This is a genomic window from Bradyrhizobium sp. 41S5, assembly GCF_011516665.3.
Taxonomy (GTDB): domain Bacteria; phylum Pseudomonadota; class Alphaproteobacteria; order Rhizobiales; family Xanthobacteraceae; genus Bradyrhizobium; species Bradyrhizobium quebecense.
Genome location: NZ_CP083721.1, coordinates 3,483,838 through 3,503,090 on the forward strand (window position 1 = coordinate 3,483,838; position 19,253 = coordinate 3,503,090).

Genomic DNA, 19,253 nt, shown 5'->3' on the forward strand with positions numbered 1-19,253 from the left:
CGGAGACGACGATGCCTTTCGATTTGATTCTGCGCGGCGGACGGGTGGTCGACCCGTCGCAAAAGCTCGATGCGGTGACAGATGTCGCCTTTGCCGGCGGCAAGGTCGCTGCGGTCGGCCGGGAGCTGATGGCCGATCCCGCAACCGAGGTCCGCGATGTCTCCGGGCTGATCGTCTCGCCGGGGATCATCGACCTGCACACCCATGTCTATTGGGGCGGCACCTCGCTCGGCATCGACGCGGAGGAATTTTGCCGCAACTCCGGCGTCACCACCTCGGTCGACACCGGCAGCGCCGGTCCCGGCAATTTCGCCGGCTTCCGCAAGCACGTGATCGAGCCGAGCCAGGTCCGCATCCTCGCCTATCTGCATGTCTCGCATGCCGGCATCTTCGGCTTCTCCGATCGCGTGATGGTCGGCGAGAGCGAGGAATTGCGGCTGATGAATCCGGTCGACGCCGCGCGCGTGGCTGACGAGAACCGCGATCTCATCGTCGGCATCAAGGTGCGGGTCGGCTTGCACGCCTCGGGTACCTCGGGGCTGGTGCCGCTCGAGATCGCGCTCGAGGTTGCCGAGCAGGTCGGCATGCCCTTGATGGCGCATATCGATCACCCGCCGCCGAGCTACGAGGAGGTGCTCGCGCGCTTGCGCCCGGGCGATGTGCTGACGCATGCGTTCCGACCGTTCCCCAACACGCCCGCGACCGCGCAGGGCACGGTGAAGAAGGTGGTGCTGGAGGCGCGCGAGCGCGGCGTGTTGTTTGACATCGGCCATGGCAAGGGCTCGTTCGCCTTCAAGACCGCGCGCGCGATGCTCGCCAACGGCTTCTACCCCGACACCATCTCCTCCGATATCCATCGGCTCTGCATCGACGGTCCTGCCTTCGACCAGGTGACGACGATGTCGAAATTCCTCTGCATGGGGATGTCGCTGCCGGACGTGATCGCTGCGTCCACCGTCAACGCCGCGATGGCGTTGCGGCGGCCGGAGCTCGGCAGCCTGAAGCCGGGCAGCGTCGGCGACGCCACGCTGATCTCGATCAGGGACGGGCAGTTCGATTATGTCGACGTGGTCGGCGAACACCTGACCGGCGATCGCAAGATCGCATCCGAAGGCGTCGTGATCGGCGGCCGCTGGTGGCATCCGAGGTAGCGCCGTTCCTCACAAGACCCGCGAGCGCTTTGCCCTCAAGAAGGCGACATCGATGCCGGTCTGAATGTTGGACCCGAAACCGGAAGCCCGGCGGACCTGTTCGACCACCTCACTGCCGCTGCTTCTGACGGTCTCAGCAAGGCGGATATGGATAGTAACCGCAGCGACGGCCGTAATAGTACGCTCCAGTAGCCGCTGCTCCGACGGCAGCCGCACCTGCCGCAGCTCCGTAGTACGCGCGCCGATGCACTCGCCTATTAACCCCCGCGACGCTGCCAGGTGTGAGCGGGCGACCGACACGAGCGTCAGCCTTGTCCACGGAGATAACGACAGTCCCCGCAGGCGACAAGTGAAGCGAGACGGGAGACAAACACAACATCGCTGCTCCTAGGGCCGCGCCGACTACCGTTAGCGTTTTCATGCTCTTCTCCTGATCAGGTTCTGTGCCGCCTTCCGAGGCGGCTTTACTTTGGCTTGAGCGTTTCCACACTGACCCGGGTTCCTCGATGGTGCTCTTGATCCATGTCAAGCTATTCCGGTCTTCCCTCAACAGCGGGCACCACGTCTAGAGCCACCACTTCCAAAAAGGGGCCAGACTCCACTCAGTTACTCGCGCGAATGAGTAAACGGGGTGGGGCTGACGGACGGGCCACGGAAAGAGGTGTCGGCTTTAGCCGGCCCCTGGGTCGCCGGCGGAACTACGTAGAGCGTCAACGCGAAGACCGCGTAGATGAAGATGAGCAGCGCGCCGATGAACCATGCCGAGCGCCCACTGCTCGTGATGAAGCTCGCCGTCACGGTCGCGATCATCACCATGGTCACCGCGCCCGGCCAGAACTGCAGGCTCATCGGTGATGGTCCGACGACATAGCTGAGCAGCACAAGCGCAGGTGCCACGAACAACGCGATCTGGGAGGCGCTGCCGAGCGCGATGCTGACGCTCATGTCAAGCCGGTCCTTGCGCGCCGCGGAAAAGGCCACGGCAAACTCGGCGGCGGCGCCGACCAGCGAGACGATGATGAAGCCGACAAAGGCCGGGCTCATCCCAAATGTTTCCGCCGCCTTCTGCACGGACTCCACAAAGATCTCGCTCACCAGCGCGACCAGCACAGTGACGCCGAACAGCGTGCCGGCCGCAAGGCCAACTGGCCACTGCACCTCAACCTCGTTGTGCTCCGCGCTCGCGAACAGCTCCTTATGGGTCTTCAACGAAAACAACAGGCCGAGGCTATAGGCGACCATGAGCAGGACGGCGAGACCGACGCTGAGCCTCTGCATGATTGCCTCGCCTTGTGCGAGGTCGAGGTCGGCAACCGCTGACGGAGCGAGCAGCGCGACGGTCGCCATCAGCAACAGACCGGAATAGAGCCGCCCACCGGAACGGTTGAATTCCTGCACGTGATAGCGCAGCCCGCCGATCAGCAGACAGACGCCGAGCATGAACAGAGCGTTGGTGACGATTGCACCCGCGATCGACGCCTTCACGAGCGTGTACTGGCCGGCGCGCAGCGCGGTGATGGCGATGATCAGCTCCGTCAGATTGCCCAGCGTCGCGTTGAGCAGTCCACCGACCGCGTCGCCGGTTTTCGCGGCGACGGCTTCGGTGGCGTGGCTGAGAAGAGCGGCAAGCGGCACTATCGCAAGCACAGCGAGCACGAACAGCAAGGTGTGGGAGTGTGGCGCAGCCCTTTCGGCCACCAGCACGGCCGGCACGAAGACCAGCATCCAGAGCAAAGGAGTGTGCCGGATTTCCTTGAGTAAAGGTTGCATCACGGGGTGCCATCTCCAGACTGGCTGCACGGCGGAAAGTCGAACCCGGCGGCGAGGCGAGCATTGATCTGGCTCAACATATTCATGGGCCTTGCCCCAGGAAATGTCCGCTTCGGGGTCAAACTCGGACGTCGGAAAGCGCAACCGTGAGGTCCGCTTCACCCCGACACCGGACTTTCGATAGCTTGCGCGGCGCTTCCGAAAAGGGGCGGTGACCCAGGCGCCTACTACATTGATCCAGATCAACGGGCAGGGGCCAGCTACTCTAGAGTTGCGCTGAAAGCGTTAAATACTCCCAACCCTGCCCGACACGAAGTGCTCGACGTGTCATTGCTGCGCAAGCTGAAGGGAATATTGAAATGATCACAGTTCCGGAACTGGTATCGCAAGCCTTGGGGGCGTTTCTAACGGCGGAAACGAAGGACCGGTTTGGAGCTTCACACGCCGGTTTGACTGAGCTGCTTCCGTTTGCGGCGAAGCTCACGTTGGAGTGCATCGGTAACAGCGACGCCCTGTACCACAACATTGAGCATACACTGCTCGTTACCCTTGCCGGGCACGACATCTTAACCGGACGTACGCTGTTGCGGCCGACGACAGCAAACGATTATGCGAGTTTCATTTTGGCGTGCCTCACCCATGACATCGGGTACGTTCGCGGCGTTGTTCAAGGAGATGAAGACGAGTCCTTCATCGCAGATGTAAATGGTGGCACCATTCGTCTGCCTCGGGGATCGTCCGATGCCGCGCTTGCCCCGTATCATGTGGACCGTTCGAAATTGTTCGTCCTCGAGCGCCTGGACTCGGAAGAGCTGGATGCGAACCGCGTGGCCCGGGCAATCGAATATACCCGCTTTCCTTATTCGCTATCGTCGAACGAGAGTCTGATAGAAGAAGAGGGGTTGCTGCTGCGGGCCGCCGATCTTATCGGGCAGCTCGGCGATCCCCATTATCTGAGGAAGTCGAACGCGCTGTTCTACGAATTTGAAGAGGTCGGGCTCAACAAAACGCTGGGCTACGCGACGCCGGCAGACATCGTTTATAAGTATCCCCAGTTCTATTGGAAGACTGTTGCTCCCCAAATTCAGACGGCGATACGCTATCTCAATGTCACCTCTCGCGGCCGTCGATGGATAGCAACTCTTTATGGTAACGTGTTTCGGGCGGAGCGTGAGATGAATCTGTCGGGACCGCAGCCGTAGTTGGCGCCGGCTGGGGCCATCGACCCGCCTGAAGCCGGGCCAAGTCCGATTCAGCGCAGCTCGTCGACCGCCGCGAATCCGCGTTCGACGGTCTCGGCGAATAGCGTTTGGTGCCGCGTTCCGTCGCGAGACGTAGCAGGCTCGCCGATCGCGATGAGTCGCTGATAACGTCTGACGTTTTCGTGATTTATGTAATTTTGCATTGCGCTCTCCAACAGCTGACAGCTTTGCGCGCTGTCGCGCAAGGCGAACGCACTGCGAATGATGCGCAATCGCAGCAGACTCATCGCGCATCAATGTCGCGCGACCGGTTCGGCGGTTCATCCTGTCATCAAAAAAAGATTGGCAGTGCGAATAATGTTCGCGCCTTGCGGCCCTTGGGCCGCCGACCACATCTCCGCACCGCAATTCTTCGGTGCAGGTTTGGGCTCCCAAACCGCCCAGTTGCGAATTGTGGAGATGGATTATGGACTTCCTCGGTTTTCTTAATGGTTCAGGTTTAACCCAGCCTGCCATTTGGATCGCGATAGCGGTCGCATGTGTGATCCTGCTGCGCGTATCGAACGTATTTCGCTACATTCCCAACAATCAGGTCGGCATCGTCGAGAAGCTGTGGGCGATCAAGGGCTCGATCGAGGACGGCTTCATCGCGCTGAACGGTGAGGCCGGCTACGAGCCGGAAGTGCTGCGCGGCGGCCTGCACGTGATGTTTCCCTTCATGTACCGGATCCACCGCTCGGATCTCGTGACCGTCGGCCAGGGCAAGATCGCCTACGTGTTCGCGCGCGACGGTGCGGCGCTGGAGCCGTCGCAGGTGCTCGGCGCCAACGACACCGAAGACAAGTCGGACTTCCAGGACGCGCGCCGCTTCCTGCTCGGCGGCGGCCAGAAGGGGCCGCAGCGCAAGGTCCTGCGCGAAGGTACCTATGCGATCAACACAACGCAGTTCGCGATTATCACCGACGAGCGCGTCTACGGTCATGCGCTCAGCGAGCGGGAACGCGGCGTGCTCGAGAGCATGCAGCTCACGATCACCGAGCGCTGGGGCTTTGCGCCGGTGGTGCTGGCGGCCGATCACGATCTGGTCGGCATCGTCACCGTGCATGACGGCCCGTCGCTGCCTCCGGGCGAGATCATCGCGCCCGAGGTCGGTATCGAGCTGCGGGATGCTGCGACCTTCCACAACAATTTCCAGGAGCCCGAGAAATTCCTGCTCGCCGGCGGTTATCGCGGCCGCCAGCTCCAGGTCATCGTCGAGGGCACCTGGTACATCAACCGCCTGTTCGCGACCGTCGAGGCGGTGCCGAAGACGGTGATCCCGGTCGGCAATGTCGGTGTCGTCATCTTCTACACCGGCCCGCGCACCGACGACGTCTCGGGCGAGCAGTATCGCCATGGCGAGCTGGTGCTCAACGGCAGCCGCGGCGTCTGGAAGGACCCGCTGCTGCCGGGCAAGTACGCGTTCAACACCTATGCCGGCAAGATCGAGGTGATCCCGACCGTCAACTTCATCCTGAAATGGGTGCGCGGCGAGGTCGGCGCGATGAAGCTCGACGAGAACCTGTCGGAGATCTCGCTGATCACCAAGGACGCGTTCGAGCCGACGCTGCCGCTCTCGGTGGTGATGCATATCGACTACAAGAAGGCGCCGATGATCATCCAGCGCTTCGGCGACGTGAAGAAGCTGGTCGAGCAGACGCTCGACCCGATGGTCAGCGCGTTCTTCAAGAACATCGCGCAGAAGATGACGCTGATCGAGCTGCTGCAGAACCGCGCCGCGATCCAGGCGGAGGCGGAACACGACATGAAGGCGAGGTTCGAGAGCTATTCGCTCGACCTTCAGGAGGTGTTGATCGGCACGCCGCGCGCGGCCCCCGGTGACCACACCATCGAGAACATCCTGATTCAGCTCCGCTCGCGCCAGATCGCACGCGAGCAGATCGAGACATATCAGGAGCAGGAGAAGGCCGCGGTGCAGGAGCGCGCGCTGAACGAAGCCAAGGCGACGGCGGCAGCGCAGACGGCACTGACCCAGTCGCTGATCCAGGTCAAGGTCCACGAGAACGAGGGCGCGGCTGCGCTCGCCCGCGCGCAGAAGGATGCCGAGACGAGGAAGGTGACCGCAGCTGCGGTCGGCGAGCAGTCGCGGCTGGAAGGCCAGGGCGAGGCCGACCGGGTGCTCGCGGTCGGTACCGCCAACGCACAGGCGACCAAGCTGTCGGTCGATGCCTATGGCGGGCCGGAGTACCGGCTTGCCGAGCAGAACTTCGCGAAGTTCGCCGATGCGCTGACGCGGATCAACCAGCCGCTGGTGCCGCAATTCCTGATGTCGGGCGGGCAGGCGGGTGAAGGCGGCAATGCGGGCCTGATCCCGACCGCGATGCTGAGCTCGATGTTCGGGCAGATGATGCCCGGCGCATTGGAGAGGCTGAAGGACGAGGCGCCGAAGGCCGGGCGCCGCACCAACGGCCAGTGACACGGCGATCGTGCGATGCCGTCGAGCGAGCGACCGCAAAGATGTTGTGCTCCCTCGCACGGAAACCAAGACGTGGATGCCCGGCACAAGGCCGGGCATGACGCGTTCGTGGGGAGATCGAGCCCATATGCGATAGCCTCGCCATTGCGGGGCGAGGGGTGCATGCACGATTTCGGAATATTGGAAATATATGCCTGATTTGCCCGACGTGTCAAGTTGCCCGGTCGAACGCCGGCGGCCGTCGGCTCCTTTGCATGGGGTTGTTTTCGATATTTTGGCAGCGCGCAAAAGCGCCGCCGATCCTATTCGCTCTTGTCCACGTTCCAGAACACCGGCGGCGCCGGGCCTTCCAGCACGCCGGTGAGCGATTTGCGCCAGGCGCTCGGCAAGCGGAACTGGCCGAGCGGGACATAGATCACCTGCTCGTAGGCTTGCTTCTGGATCTCCACCGCGAGCTTCTTCTGCTCTTCAGGCGAGGTGGCGCGCGCGTAGGCGTCGCGCATCTGCTCGAGCTTGGCGTCCTCGGGCCAGCCGAACCAGGCCCGCTTGCCGTTCGCGGCGATCTGGTTGTTGACGATCGGGTTCATCACCTCGGTTGCGCCGGTGAAGGTGAAGAACAGGTTCCAGCCCCCTTCCTTGGGCGGCTTCTGGCTGGCGCGTCGGCTCACCACGGTCTGCCAGTCGGTCACCTGCGCGTCGACATTGAAGCCGGCCGCGCGCAGCAGCTGCGCTGCGACGGTCGGCGGTCCCTTCAGCGTCTGCACGTCGCCGGGGATCATGATCACGACGGGCGTGCCGTCATAGCCCGAGGCGGCGAGCGCCTTCTTCGCCTCGGCCATGCCGTTGCCCTTGATCAGCGTCTCCGCGCCGGCGTCGCTCGCGAGCGGCGTGTCGCAGGCGAAATAGGAGCCGCAGATCTCGTAATATTTTGAGTTGCCGACGGTGGCGTCGAGCACGTCCTTCTGGTTCATCGCCAGGAATGCCGCGCGGCGGATCTTGGGATTGTCGAACGGCGGGTGCAGGAAATTCATTCGGCCTTCGATCTGGAAGCCGAACTTGTTCAGCACGGCCACGGTGAGATCGGAATTGGCTTCGAGCACCGGCACCAGGTCGATCGAGGGCTGTTCCAGGAAATCGATGTCGCCGGATTGCAGCGCGTTGATCGCGGTCTGCGCATCGGGCATCGTGATCCATTCGACGCGATCGACCTTCGCGACCTTGCCGCCCGACAGCCAATCCGGCTTTTCCTTGCGCGGCACGTAGTCGGCGTTCCGCTCATAGACCGCCTTCACGCCCGGCTGGAATTCGGCCTGCACGAATTTGAACGGCCCGGAGCCGATCTGCTCGGCGATCTGCTTGCCTGGCGGCGTCTCCGCGAGCCGCTTCGGCATCATGAAGGCGACATAGGAGGAGGGCTTTGCCAGCGACTCCAGCACCAGGCCGTACGGCTCCTTGAGCTTCAGCACGATCGTCTTCGGTCCGCCGGCCTCGAGGGAGGCGGTGAACTCGGCCAGCTTCTGCGCCATGCCGTCGACGACGGTCCAGCGCTTCAGCGAGGCGATGCAGTCCTCCGCCGTGACAGCCGCGCCGTCATGCCATTTCAGGCCGTCGCGCAGCGTGAAGGTGTAGGTCAGCTTGTCGTCGGAGACCGTCCAGTCCGCCATCTGCGGCCGGACCTTGAAGCTTGAATCGATGCCGAGCAGCGTGTCGTAGACCATGTAGCCATGGTCGCGGGTGATGTAGGCGGTGGTGAAACCGGGATCGATGATGCGCAGGTCCGAATGCATCACCGCCGATATGGTCTTGCCCTTGCCGGCGGCGATGGCTCTCGATGAGAGGAGAGCCGGGGCCGCAATCGCCGGCGGCACGCTGGCCGCGAGCTTGAGGAGCGTTCTGCGCGAAACATCGACCATTCGCCGTCCCTCGATCTGTCGTTGCGCCGGCACGTAGGCCGCAGCGAGCCGCATGCTTCACCAATCCGTGACGCAAAGCAAGCAAGGGCCATGCCGCCAATCTCAGGATTTCGGCGGCGGGTTCGCATGGTCCGGTGACGTGAACGTTCGATGACCCGTCGCCGTCGCGCGCCACCACAGGCACCGCGCAAGCGCGCATCCTGCATAGGAGCCTGCGCTTCCTGCCGCACCTCGCAGGCTGTTCGGACGGCGATCCGCCGTGTAGGCTTGCGGTCTGCCGGCCAGCAATAAGGCCATATCCCGCACATCCTTAAGGGAACAAGCAGCCGAGGGAGACCAGAAGAACCGTCATGACCGATATCCGATACGTAGCACCGCGCACGCTTGATGAAGCGATCGGCGCATTTGCTGCCGCCGGGAGTGCCGCCCGCATTATGGCAGGGGGCACCGACTTATTGGTGCAAATGCGCTCCGGCCTGGTGCGGCCGGGATTGATCGTCGACATCAAGAAGATCGGCGAGATGACCGAGATCACCGAAACCGCCGATGGCGGTTTCCGCGTCGGCGCTGCCGTCTCCGGCATGGAGCTCGCCGACCATGCACGCTTCGGCAAGGTCTGGCCGGGCGTGCTCGAGGCGGTGAACCTGATCGGCTCCAAGCAGGTGCAGGGCCGGGCCTCCGCCGGCGGCAATCTCTGCAACGGCTCGCCGGCCGGCGACAGCGTGCCGGCGATGATCGCGGCAGGCGCGGTCGTCACCGTGCAGGGCCCAAACGGCCGCCGCGAGCTCAAGGTCGAGGATGTGCCGGCCGGGCCGGGACAGACCAACCTCAAGCCGGGCGAGATCCTCGTCAGCTTCACCTTGCCGCCGCGTCCCAAAGGCTCCGGCGATGCTTACTTGCGGATGATCCCGCGCACCGAGATGGACATCGCGGTGGTCGGCATCGGCGTCAGCCTGACCTTGCAGGACGGCGTCTGCACCGCGGCCCGCGTCGGCCTCGGCGCGGTGGCGCCGACCGCGCTGCTGGTCGCGCCGGCAGCGCAGGCGCTTGTTGGTTCGAAGCTCGACGATACGGCGCTGGAAGCGGCTGCTGCGGCATGCCGTGCCGCCTGCCGTCCGATCGACGACAAGCGCGGCACCATTGCCTACAGGACAAAAACCGCCGGCGTGCTGCTCAAGCGCACCGCCGCGATCGCCGCCCAGCGCGCCGGAGGACACTAGCACCATGCCGAAGCTGCACGTCACCACCTCCGTCAACGGCGAGCCGGTCGAATTCCTGTGCGAGCCGTATGAGACCATGCTCGATGCCTTGCGCGGACAATTGGGGCTCACCGGCTCCAAGGAGGGCTGCGCCTCGGGCGATTGCGGCGCCTGCTCGATCACGCTCAACGGCCGGCTGATCTGCTCCTGCCTGATGCTCGCGGCCGAGGCCGAGGGCCACGAGATCCGGACCATCGAGGGCATGGCCACGGGCGAGAAGCTGCATCCGTTGCAGCAGAAATTCCTCGAGCACGCCGCGCTCCAGTGCGGCATCTGCACCTCGGGCATGCTGGTGGCGTCCGAGGCGCTGCTGGCGCGCAACGCGAATCCGACCGAAGAGGAAGTCCGATTCTGGCTCGCCGGCAATCTCTGCCGGTGCACCGGTTACGACAAGATCGTCCGCGCGGTGATGGAGACCGCCGCTGAAATGCGGGAGATGAGGCCATGAACGTCGTCAACAACAAATGGATCGGTCAGCGCACCATCAGGCCCGATGGCGTCGACAAGGTAACCGGCCGCGCGGCGTTCGCCGCCGACACCACCATGCCCGGCATGATCTGGGGCAAGGTGCTGCGCAGCCCGCATCCGCATGCTCGCATCAAGTCGATCAACACCGCGAAGGCCGAGGCGCTGCCCGGCGTCAAGGCGGTGGTCACCTCGCGCGACATCGTCGACTTCACGATCGAGAAGGGCGCCGTGATGCTCGGCATCCAGGATATGCGCTGGATGTGCCGCAACGTGATGGCGCGCGACAAGGCGCTGTTCCCCGGCCATCCCGTCGCTGCCGTCGCCGCGACCACGGAGGCGATCGCGGCGGAAGCCTGCAAGCTGATCGAGGTCGACTACGAGGTGTTGCCCTGGGCGATCGAGATCGACGACGCCTTGAGGCCTGACGCACCGATCCTGCACGAGTTCAACAAATTCGACGGCAAGCCCTCGAACATCATGGGCCGCATCGAATCCAGGAAGGGTGACATCGCGCAAGGGTTCAAGGACGCCGAGATCGTCGTCGAGCGCTCCTTCACCACGCGCCCGGTGCACCAGGGCTATATCGAGCCGCATGCCTGCCTGATTTCTGTCGCCGCCGACGGCAAGACCACGATCTGGTCGTCGAGCCAGGGCCAGTTCATGGTGCGCGCGATGACCTCGATGCTGACCGGCATCCCACAGAACGACATCCGCGCCATCCCCGCCGAGATCGGCGGCGGCTTCGGCGGCAAGACCATCGTCTATCTCGAGCCGCTCGCGACCTTGCTCGCGAAAAAATCCGGCCGGCCCGTGAAGATGGTGATGACCCGCGAGGAGGTGATGCGCGCCACCGGGCCGACCTCGGGCTCGAAGAGCACGGTGAAGATCGGCGCCAGGAAGGACGGAACCATCGTCGCCGCCCACGGCAGCTTCTATCTGCAGGCCGGCGCCTTCCCGGGTTCGCCGATCCGCGGTGCGGTCGGATGCAGCTTCGCGCCCTACGACATTCCGCATGTGCTGTCGGAAGGCTTCGACGTCTGCTCCAACCGCTCCAAGGTCGCGGCCTATCGCGCGCCCGGCGCGCCGATCGGCGCCTACGCGGTGGAATGCGTGCTCGACGAGCTTGCCGAGGCGCTGAAGATGGATCCGCTGGCGCTGCGGCTGAAGAACGCGGCCAAGGAAGGCACCAAGGCCGCGCACGGCCCGGTGTTTCCGCGCATCGGCTATATCGAGACTCTGGAGGCCGCGAAGAACCATCCGCATTATGCCGCGCCGCTCCGCAAATATCAGGGCAGGGGCGTCGCCTCCGGATTCTGGTTCAACGCCGGCGGTGAATCCTCCGCGCAAGTCAACATCACCGAGGACGGCAACGTCGTGGTCACGACCGGGCATCCCGACATCGGCGGCTCGCGCGCCGGCATCGCCAACATCTGCGCCGAGTTGCTCGGCATCGATTACAAGCGCGTCTCCGTCATCATCGGCGACACCCAGACGATCGGCTTCTCCAACCTTACCGGCGGCAGCCGTGTGCTGTTCGCCTCCTCGATGGTGGTGACGCAGGCGGCCGACAAGGTGATCGCGACCTTGCGCGAGCGCGCCGCGAAGATCTGGGAGATCGACCCGGAAGCGGTGAAGTGGGAGAACGGCGCCGCGCATCCGGTGAGCCCGAATGCCGGCCAGTTCGAACCGCTGACGCTCGCCGACCTTGCCGAGAAGGCGCCGTCGCAGGGCGGCCCGATCGGCGCCAGCGTGCAGCTCAACACCCAGGGCGCCGAGGGCGGCTTCGGCACGCATATCTGCGACGTCGAGGTCGATGTCGATCTCGGCATCGTCAGGGTGATCCGCTACACCGCCGTGCAGGATGTCGGCCGCGCCGTGCATCCGAGCTATGTCGAGGGCCAGCTGCAGGGCGGCGTCGCGCAGGGCATCGGCTGGGCGCTGAACGAGGAATACATCTACAACAAGGACGGCAAGGTCGATAATCCGGGCTTCCTCGATTACCGGATGCCGGTCTGCTCCGACCTGCCGATGCTCGACTGCGCGCTGGTCGAGGTGCCGAACCCGAAGCATCCGCAGGGCGTCAAGGGCGTCGGCGAAGTGCCGCTAGTGCCGGTGATGGCCGCAGTCGCCAACGCGGTGCATAACGCACTCGGCAAACGCTTCTACAGCCTGCCGATGTCGCCGCCGAAGGTGTCGGCGGCGCTGGACGCACCGGCGCAGCGGGCCGCGGAGTAGGAAGCGGCAGGGCGGGTTAGCGCTAGCGTAACCCGCCGCGCACTCGACCAACTGAAAGACGGCGGGTTACGGCTTCGCCTAACCCGCCCTACGGTTCTGCGCCATTGACGTGGCAGTCTTTGCCTCGGCAAGATCGATCGCATGCATCAGGCTCACCGTGACGGATGAGAATGACCCACCCCGACGAGCTGTCCGCCTACATGTTCTTCAGCCGAAGCGATTGGGCGGCGTTGCGCGCCAGCACGTCGCTGACGCTGTCGGACGCCGATCTCGCGGCGCTTCGCGGCCTGAACGGGCCGATCACATCGTCCGAAGTCAGTGATGTGTACCTGCCGCTGACGCGCCCTGTTGAATCTGCATTTCTCGGCGGCGCGCAATCTGATGCAGGTCAAGGCGGAGTTTCTCGGCCGGCCGGCGCGCCGTTCGCCCCACATTGTCGCGTTAGCCGGCAGCGTCGGCGTCGGCAAGAGCACCTTCGCCCGTGTGCTGTGCGCGCTGCTGGCCGGTTGGGCCGACCATCCGCGGGTCGCGCTGGTGACGACCGACGGCTTCCTGCATCCCAACGCTGTTCTCGAAGAGCGCGGCCTGATGCGGCGCAAGGGCTTTCCGGAAAGCTACGATCTGCCGCGCATGCTGCGGTTTCTCGCGGCGGCCAAGGCGGGTGAAGCCGAGCTGGAGCTGCCCGTCTACTCGCATCTGATCGGCGACATCGTGCCGTCCGAACGCCAGGTCATCCGCCAGCCGGATATCCTGGTGTTCGAGGGCCTCAACGTGCTGTTGGCGCGCGGCACCGCGCCCGTGGTGGTGTCGGACTTCTTCGACTTCTCGATCTACCTTGATGCCGACGAGGCCGACATCCAGTCCTGGTATGTCGAGCGCTTCCTCAGGCTGCAGCCGACTGCGTTCCGAAACCCCGCCTCCTATTTCCACCACTACAGGGACCTGCCGCCCGGCGACGCGCGCAAGGTCGCGGAGAGGTTGTGGCGTGAGCATCATCGCGCCAATCTCAGGGAGAACATCCTGCCGACGCGGACGCGGGCCGACGTCGTGCTACGCAAGCGCTCCGACCATTCGATCGGTGAGGTCTGGCTGCGGGAGACGTAAAGTAGAGATCTAGCCCGGATGAGCGAAGCGATATCCGGGGAGCGATTTTCCCGCATGTCGCTACGCTCATGCCGGCTACTCATCGACCGCCGGGTCGTTTGTATTAGTTCGTGGAACGAGCCACAATCCTCGCGCTCCCTATGGCGCTCTCAACTTCTCGGAGTTCCGAACTAAGAAGCCTAATCTTATTTGATAGGTCATCGATCTCTGCCGGACTTATGGTCTTCGTTTGATAGGGTAGTTTTCCTGCCTCAGGCGTCGCTGTCCTAAGCATAATATAAACTTGGTTCTCCACGCTTCGCCCAATCGGATTATGCAGCAGCTCATTTCGACCTTCTGCCAACCGACGATAATCCTTCAGCGCACTGCGAAGACTCGCTTTCAGTTCCTCGGTCATGAACGGCGCCATCTTCGCTAGCTTATTTAGCACGTCACATTGGGTACGAGTTGCCTTAAAGAAGCTGAAAACGGTTACTGCGACAGTCAAGTTCGTATCCGTGAGGTGACTGAACATCCAGGCAAGAATGGACTCCACATGGGTCCAATTATTAGAACATCGCCCTATTGCTGATGCCATGACTGGATCGTCATCTACGGGATGAGACATCAAATTGGCTCGATGAGTTTCAACAACTACAAATTAACGCCGACAATTCTCGGTAAGCAAGCAGCAATTGCTGCGCTCGCGTGGGCTACCTGTCACCGCAGCTCCTTCCCCAGCTGCGCAAGCACCGTCTCGCAGGTCATCAGATCGAGATGCCCGCCGCCGGCATTCTTGAAGAAGGTGATGTCACTGGCCGACTGCCGGCCGGCGACCTTGCCGGTCGCGAGGTCGTAGTGATCGCCGAGCACGTCGCTCTCGCGGATGGCGCCGCTGGCGATCGGCGCAAGGATGTCGCCGACGCCGTCGAAGGCGGATTCGTGGCGGTCGACGAAGATGCGCGCGCGCCGCGCCGCCTCGTCGTCGGACTCGCGGGTGTCGGGGGTGAAGCCGCCGACCAGATCGAGATGGGTGCCGGGCTTCAGGTTGGCGCCCTTCACCAGCGGTTCGCGCGAGCGGGTGCAGGTGGTGATGATGGCGGCCTCGCGCGTCGCGGCATCGAGATCGGTGACGACATCGGCGGCGATGCCGTCGTCCTCCAGCAGCGTGGCGAGCTCCTGCGCGCGCTCGACCGTCCGGTTCCAGATCCGCACCCGCTTCAGCCGCGGCCGCACCGTGCGGTGGCCGCGCACCAGCCAGCGCGCCATCTCGCCGGCGCCGACCACCAGCAGCGTCTCGGCGTCCGGCCGCGCCAGATGCTTGGCGCCTAGCGCGGAGTCCGCGGCGGTCTTCCAATGAGTGATCTCCGCGGCGTCCATCACCGCCAGCGGCCGCCCGTCATTGCCGTCGAACAGCACGCAGACCGCCTGCACGGCCGGCAGCTTGCCATGCGCAAGGTTGCCCGGGAAGCTGGTGTACAGCTTGGTCATCATGAAGCGGCCGGCATCGACCGCGCTGCGCGTCACCAGCTGCTGGCCCCTGTCGTCGCCGAGATAGCCGTCCTTGACGGCGATCTTCGGCCGCCGGTGCGCGGCCTCGATCGCCTCGATCAGGATCGGAAAGGTCAGGACGCGGTTGACCTCGCGGTCGTCGACAATGTGCACTGTTTCTCTCCTCGGGCGCGCCGGACGCCCCAAAAAGCGCTCCGGACTGATAGCGCGTAGGGACGGCCAGTCAACCGGACATGCGCCGCCGCGCGGCGCTTGCTATCCTGCGCACCTGATTCTCTCGCAGGTTTTCGCAAGCCGTGGTTGCAGTCGTCGTCGCCATCCTGATCTTCATGCTGCTCGGCGGCGCCGCGCTTGCGACCATGGCGATCCATGGCCGGCTCAAGGACCATCACCGCAGCGACGAGACCAATACCTCGATACGCCTGGTCGCAACACTGTTCGTCACCATGCCGTCGCTGCTGCTCGGCCTGATGATGAACAATTCGGCCAACACCTATGTGGCTGTTGACCGCAACCTGCATGTCTTCGCGACCGACCTCATCCTGCTCGACCGCAGCCTGCGGCCGCTTGGCCCCAGCGCCGACGAGCCGCGCCGGCGGCTGCTCGCCTATGTCGAGCAGGCGCTCAAGGATGCCCCGATCTCGCGCGCGAACGAGGTGTCCGAACATTTGCTCGACGAGGTCGGCACCAGCATCCGCGAGCTGAAATTCGACGACGAGCAGAGTGTCGCGCTGTGGAACGACGCCCGGTCGGTCTACCGGCAGGCGGTGCAGCAGCGCTGGACCTTTGCCGAGCAGTCCGACAGTTCGTTTCCTTCGCCGCTGATCTGCATCCTGGTCGGGTGGCTGACGCTGATGTTCGCGACGCTGGGCTTTCGCGCGCCACGCAATGCGGTCGTGGTCTCGATCACCATCGCTGCCGCGGCGCTGATCTCGGCCGCGATCTATCTGATCCTCGAAATGAGCACGCCGTTCTCCGGCCCGATCCAGCTCTCCGACCGCCCGCTGGTGCGCGCGGCCGAGGAGATCAGGCGGTAGCTGCCGGTATCGGCACGCGCTCTCGGCTTTATTCCCCTCACGCCCGTCGCCCGGTCGAAAATTCTTCGCAGGCCGCCAACGGAATACGGTGCTTACTTCGGCGTCCTACGCATGCAAGCCATTTGCATTCGAAAGGGAGACACCATGAAGACAACGCTCGCACTCGCACTCGCGCTCGCCACCGCCGCTTCGTTCGCGCTCGCATCTGCCGCCCTTGCCGCGCCGCCGACCAAGACCGGCACCACGGCGAAGGGCTCGGTCCTGACCGACACCAAGGGCATGACGCTCTACACCTTCGACAAGGACACCGAAGGCAAGTCGGCCTGCAACGGCCCGTGTGCCACGAACTGGCCGGTGTTGAAGGCGGAAGCCAGCGACAAGGCCGAAGGCGGCTACACCATCATCTCGCGCGACGACGGCTCGAAGCAGTGGGCCTACAAGGGCAAGCCGCTCTATACCTTCGCCAAGGACCAGAAGGCCGGCGACATCACCGGCGACGGTTTTCTCAACGGCGCCTGGCACCTCGCGCAGCCCTGATGAGTTGCGGGGAGGACCGTAGGGCGGGTTAGCGCAAGCGTAACCCGCCATCTCGCGCGCATGCGCTGCGCGGCGGGTTCGCCCAAGCGTGCGACCCATATGGCGCGGCCCGAGATGGCCGACAGCCGGAAGCGATCTGTTTGCCTGACGCAATCCCTCGGAGGGCTCCATCCTATCGGAGCGTAGTTCGTTCGATCCTCCGAAGACCCGATCGCGAACCGATCGCCGCCGGCGCCGTCACTCGTATCGGGCGCAGACGCCGCCATGCCAGCGCAGGCATCGGCGCGCGGCCCGACGGGTGTGACGGACGGTGGTCCTTGCCACGCAGACGCCGGCGACGCGAGTTCTGCCAATACCGCAGCCGACGGCGACTTGGGTGAACATGTTGTCCGCTTGAGGAAGCGGTGCCGGGGTTATCGCGTGCGCCGAAGCCGTCAGCGAAACGGCAAAACCCAAGACAGCAATGAATCGAAACATGGCGTTTCTCCCTTGATCGTAGTTTTTGGATGCGGTTCTTACCAGTACCTCAACCAAGCGAATTGCCTCGAATGCGCTGCCACAATCATCCGCGGCCTCGGATGTCTTTTCGTCCGTGACGCGCCACGTTGCGGTACCGGCCGCCGTCGGTATTGGTCGAGCGAAGTTGGCGGACGCAAATCTGCGGGCGTCATCAGCGCAAATGCGGCGCGCGCCGACGCGGTCTCGAAGCTTGTGGCCGGCGGCCCGCAGTCACTGGAAGCGATATCTGCGACTTCGGTGTTTGCGCGGGCAGGGACGGCGACAATCAGCAATTGCTGCGTTGTATCGAAATCGACGCGATCGGGCAATTTATCGAGTGAATGAATGCGTATGACAGGTGGGTAGACCTTTTCCCTTTCAACGATGGCCGGTTTCGGCAAATAATAATCCGCAGCAAAGAGCAGCAGGAGAAGAGCCGCGCCTACGTTGCAAAGATATGCGGCCAGAGGCATTTTTCTCTCCGCGACCCACACGTCTACCGGGCCGAGTCCGCGACGTAGTCAAATTGATCTGCCGGGACGATGCTCGTCGGCAGACCCCAACTCGTGGCGAGGGCACTGAGTGCGCTCGCCACGACAGTGCGCTTCCGGCGAACCTCGAGGGAATGATGTCGCCATCAACCGAAGTGATCGATTTGACGAGCATTGCCAGGTTCGCCGATCTTCAGCGATCGATCCTACTGGCAAACATACATGATGCCGTCGCCGCCCTTGATCGCGGCGCCGGGCGTGCAGGCAATGCCATTGCGCGCGGCATAATCGCTCCAGCCCGTATAGCTGTAACCGGCGCCGCTCCAGGGACCATCGAAGTAATACGCTCTCACGGCATTCCAAGGGACGCCCTCCGTCGTGTAATAGTTCGCGCTCGCGGCGTAGCCGGTGTGAATATAGACACGTGCCCGTGCCTCCGCTGTGCTCATCAGCGATAAGACGCCCTGCCCCGTCCAGTTTGGCGAGAACGACAACGCGCATGCGAATGTCAAAGCCGCCAGTGCTGGAGTACTAAAAGCCATCTTCATATCGATTTCCTCCGTTACTAAGGCCGTTGTATGCTGCGCGTCGCGAGTAACAGCATGTTGATCTAGATCAAGCGCGATGACCGGCGGTCGCATGCTGGCCGCTGAGCTCGGCAGCCGTGCCGACAACACGGTGATGCTCGCGGATGTGTCGTGGAGGAGGTTGTCTATTCTGCCTGACGGAAGAAGCCCCGGGTTGATGAAGCTTGAGCCTTCAACGGGAGAACCGAACGGGCATCAATAATGCGTCTCTGACGAAAGGCCGAGAGGTGATGGTGCGGGTGGTGAGGCGGCCTAACGAAGGCTGCAGCCGTACACCGGTCCACACCATAGCAAAGACGATCGCCAACGGGGCGGGCGCTTCCACACGGCTTGCTTCTTTGCCACCAGCGTCACGGCCCGAGGCGATGAGGCCGCCTTACGCCCTGCGCTTCAGCGCCATGCCCATGCTGATCCAGCTGACGCCGGCGCAGATCAGGTCGACGCTGAGGAAGATGCCGAGCACGTAGAGGCTCGACACCGGCCAGCGCGCCAGGATCATGGCCCCGAGCACCAGCGTGATCAGCCCGGAGATCGCGACCATTCCCCACGGCGCCGCCGAGTTCATGCCGAACGCCAGGAAGATGCGGACGATGCCGGAGACCACCAGCGCGATGCCGAGGAATAGCGTCAGGGTCGCTGCGGCGAGCAGGGGGTTCTCGAAGGTGATGAAGCCCGCGACGACATAGAGCGCGCCGAGCAGCAGCCAGAACAGGAACTTGCCCCAGGTCTTGAACTGGAACGCGTTGATGATCTCGGCGACGCCGGCCACGATCATCATCGCGCCGACGAACAGCACGCTGACGACGGTGGCGAAGAACACGCTGCCGAAGGCGAGCACGCCTGCGATCAGGTAGATCACGCCCAGGGCGACGATCCAGCCCCACTTCGCGCGAAGATGGGCAAGCCCGGATCCGAGGCTGTGAGGAGGTGTGACGGGTGAGCTGGACGCGGTCGACATCGTATCGCTCCCGAATACTGGAATGGATTATGCTACCATAGGTGCCGGTGCGGACAAAGGGCCGCTGAAATGGCAC

The 19,253-nt window shown here is 63.8% G+C and carries 16 protein-coding genes and 1 pseudogene; 9 read left to right on the forward strand and 8 right to left on the reverse strand.

Annotated features, from left to right (window positions below):
• Window positions 1-11 precede the first annotated feature (11 nt).
• Entirely contained in the window at window positions 12-1,151 is a 1,140-nt protein-coding gene (locus tag HAP47_RS16440) for an amidohydrolase/deacetylase family metallohydrolase (RefSeq protein WP_173637342.1), read from the forward strand.
• 606 nt (window positions 1,152-1,757) lie between these two features.
• Here the strand turns inward: HAP47_RS16440 and cax are convergent.
• Window positions 1,758-2,921, reverse strand: a complete 1,164-nt coding sequence (gene cax, locus HAP47_RS16450) for a calcium/proton exchanger (protein WP_173640471.1) — start codon at window positions 2,919-2,921, stop codon at window positions 1,758-1,760.
• A gap of 359 nt (window positions 2,922-3,280) precedes the next feature.
• On the opposite strand from cax, the gene HAP47_RS16455 reads away from it, so the two are divergent.
• Window positions 3,281-4,123 (forward strand): metal-dependent phosphohydrolase, encoded by an 843-nt coding sequence (locus tag HAP47_RS16455; protein ID WP_173637341.1) that lies wholly within the window; start codon window positions 3,281-3,283, stop codon window positions 4,121-4,123.
• A 50-nt stretch (window positions 4,124-4,173) separates the two neighbouring features.
• Here the strand turns inward: HAP47_RS16455 and HAP47_RS16460 are convergent, their stop codons facing one another.
• Window positions 4,174-4,410, reverse strand: coding sequence for a hypothetical protein (locus HAP47_RS16460; RefSeq protein ID WP_173637340.1), 237 nt, complete (start codon window positions 4,408-4,410; stop codon window positions 4,174-4,176).
• 179 nt (window positions 4,411-4,589) lie between these two features.
• Here HAP47_RS16460 and HAP47_RS16465 point away from each other — a divergent pair, with 179 nt between their 5' ends.
• The gene (locus tag HAP47_RS16465; protein WP_173637339.1) at window positions 4,590-6,599 is read left to right on the forward strand and encodes an SPFH domain-containing protein; all 2,010 of its coding nucleotides are present in this window, start codon (window positions 4,590-4,592) and stop codon (window positions 6,597-6,599) included.
• 302 nt (window positions 6,600-6,901) lie between these two features.
• Here the strand turns inward: HAP47_RS16465 and HAP47_RS16470 are convergent, their stop codons facing one another.
• Window positions 6,902-8,512 carry an ABC transporter substrate-binding protein gene (locus HAP47_RS16470; protein ID WP_173640470.1) on the reverse strand — a complete coding sequence of 537 codons (1,611 nt, stop codon included), beginning with the start codon at window positions 8,510-8,512 and terminating at the stop codon, window positions 6,902-6,904.
• Window positions 8,513-8,871: 359 nt separating this feature from the next.
• On the opposite strand from HAP47_RS16470, the gene HAP47_RS16475 reads away from it, so the two are divergent.
• From HAP47_RS16475 to coaA, 4 genes and pseudogenes are all read left to right on the forward strand, one after another.
• On the forward strand, window positions 8,872-9,732 hold the full coding sequence (locus HAP47_RS16475) for an FAD binding domain-containing protein (RefSeq protein WP_173640469.1): 861 nt from the start codon (window positions 8,872-8,874) through the stop codon (window positions 9,730-9,732).
• 4 nt (window positions 9,733-9,736) lie between these two features.
• Window positions 9,737-10,219, forward strand: a complete 483-nt coding sequence (locus HAP47_RS16480; protein ID WP_173637338.1) for a (2Fe-2S)-binding protein — start codon at window positions 9,737-9,739, stop codon at window positions 10,217-10,219.
• On the forward strand, window positions 10,216-12,474 hold the full coding sequence (locus HAP47_RS16485; RefSeq protein WP_173637337.1) for a xanthine dehydrogenase family protein molybdopterin-binding subunit: 2,259 nt from the start codon (window positions 10,216-10,218) through the stop codon (window positions 12,472-12,474). The genes HAP47_RS16480 and HAP47_RS16485 overlap by 4 nt, the downstream gene beginning before the upstream one ends.
• A gap of 164 nt (window positions 12,475-12,638) precedes the next feature.
• A pseudogene (gene coaA, locus HAP47_RS16490) lies at window positions 12,639-13,578 on the forward strand (type I pantothenate kinase).
• Window positions 13,579-14,277: 699 nt separating this feature from the next.
• On the opposite strand, the gene HAP47_RS16495 reads toward coaA, so the two are convergent.
• Window positions 14,278-15,222, reverse strand: coding sequence for an ornithine cyclodeaminase family protein (locus HAP47_RS16495; protein WP_173637336.1), 945 nt, complete (start codon window positions 15,220-15,222; stop codon window positions 14,278-14,280).
• A gap of 143 nt (window positions 15,223-15,365) precedes the next feature.
• Between HAP47_RS16495 and HAP47_RS16500 the strand changes: the two genes are divergently transcribed.
• Together HAP47_RS16500 and HAP47_RS16505 are read left to right on the forward strand one after the other, a co-directional pair.
• Window positions 15,366-16,106: a bestrophin-like domain gene (locus HAP47_RS16500; RefSeq protein ID WP_173637335.1), complete on the forward strand. Its 741-nt coding sequence runs from the start codon at window positions 15,366-15,368 to the stop codon at window positions 16,104-16,106.
• Window positions 16,107-16,250: 144 nt separating this feature from the next.
• Window positions 16,251-16,643, forward strand: a complete 393-nt coding sequence (locus HAP47_RS16505; protein ID WP_173637334.1) for a COG4315 family predicted lipoprotein — start codon at window positions 16,251-16,253, stop codon at window positions 16,641-16,643.
• A gap of 237 nt (window positions 16,644-16,880) precedes the next feature.
• Here HAP47_RS16505 and HAP47_RS16510 read toward each other — a convergent pair whose 3' ends face one another.
• The 4 genes from HAP47_RS16510 to HAP47_RS16525 all read right to left on the reverse strand — a co-directional run bounded on the left by HAP47_RS16510 (window position 16,881) and on the right by HAP47_RS16525 (window position 19,177).
• Window positions 16,881-17,120, reverse strand: a complete 240-nt coding sequence (locus HAP47_RS16510; RefSeq protein ID WP_173637333.1) for a hypothetical protein — start codon at window positions 17,118-17,120, stop codon at window positions 16,881-16,883.
• Window positions 17,121-17,158: 38 nt separating this feature from the next.
• Window positions 17,159-17,614: a hypothetical protein gene (locus tag HAP47_RS16515; protein ID WP_173637332.1), complete on the reverse strand. Its 456-nt coding sequence runs from the start codon at window positions 17,612-17,614 to the stop codon at window positions 17,159-17,161.
• A 224-nt stretch (window positions 17,615-17,838) separates the two neighbouring features.
• The gene (locus HAP47_RS16520) at window positions 17,839-18,180 is read right to left on the reverse strand and encodes a hypothetical protein (RefSeq protein ID WP_173637331.1); all 342 of its coding nucleotides are present in this window, start codon (window positions 18,178-18,180) and stop codon (window positions 17,839-17,841) included.
• Window positions 18,181-18,595: 415 nt separating this feature from the next.
• Window positions 18,596-19,177, reverse strand: a complete 582-nt coding sequence (locus tag HAP47_RS16525; protein ID WP_173637330.1) for an HdeD family acid-resistance protein — start codon at window positions 19,175-19,177, stop codon at window positions 18,596-18,598.
• Window positions 19,178-19,253 lie beyond the last annotated feature (76 nt).

Bases quoted from the DNA above. Each gene is read 5' to 3' on its own strand.
- HAP47_RS16440 (WP_173637342.1), top strand. From the start codon at position 12: ATGCCTTTCGATTTGATTCTGCGCGGCGGACGGGTGGTCGACCCGTCG.
- cax (WP_173640471.1), bottom strand. From the start codon at position 2,921: ATGCAACCTTTACTCAAGGAAATCCGGCACACTCCTTTGCTCTGGATG.
- HAP47_RS16455 (WP_173637341.1), top strand. From the start codon at position 3,281: ATGATCACAGTTCCGGAACTGGTATCGCAAGCCTTGGGGGCGTTTCTA.
- HAP47_RS16460 (WP_173637340.1), bottom strand. From the start codon at position 4,410: ATGAGTCTGCTGCGATTGCGCATCATTCGCAGTGCGTTCGCCTTGCGC.
- HAP47_RS16465 (WP_173637339.1), top strand. From the start codon at position 4,590: ATGGACTTCCTCGGTTTTCTTAATGGTTCAGGTTTAACCCAGCCTGCC.
- HAP47_RS16470 (WP_173640470.1), bottom strand. From the start codon at position 8,512: ATGGTCGATGTTTCGCGCAGAACGCTCCTCAAGCTCGCGGCCAGCGTG.
- HAP47_RS16480 (WP_173637338.1), top strand. From the start codon at position 9,737: ATGCCGAAGCTGCACGTCACCACCTCCGTCAACGGCGAGCCGGTCGAA.
- HAP47_RS16485 (WP_173637337.1), top strand. From the start codon at position 10,216: ATGAACGTCGTCAACAACAAATGGATCGGTCAGCGCACCATCAGGCCC.
- HAP47_RS16505 (WP_173637334.1), top strand. From the start codon at position 16,251: ATGAAGACAACGCTCGCACTCGCACTCGCGCTCGCCACCGCCGCTTCG.
- HAP47_RS16510 (WP_173637333.1), bottom strand. From the start codon at position 17,120: ATGTTTCGATTCATTGCTGTCTTGGGTTTTGCCGTTTCGCTGACGGCT.
- HAP47_RS16515 (WP_173637332.1), bottom strand. From the start codon at position 17,614: ATGCCTCTGGCCGCATATCTTTGCAACGTAGGCGCGGCTCTTCTCCTG.
- HAP47_RS16520 (WP_173637331.1), bottom strand. From the start codon at position 18,180: ATGAAGATGGCTTTTAGTACTCCAGCACTGGCGGCTTTGACATTCGCA.
- HAP47_RS16525 (WP_173637330.1), bottom strand. From the start codon at position 19,177: ATGTCGACCGCGTCCAGCTCACCCGTCACACCTCCTCACAGCCTCGGA.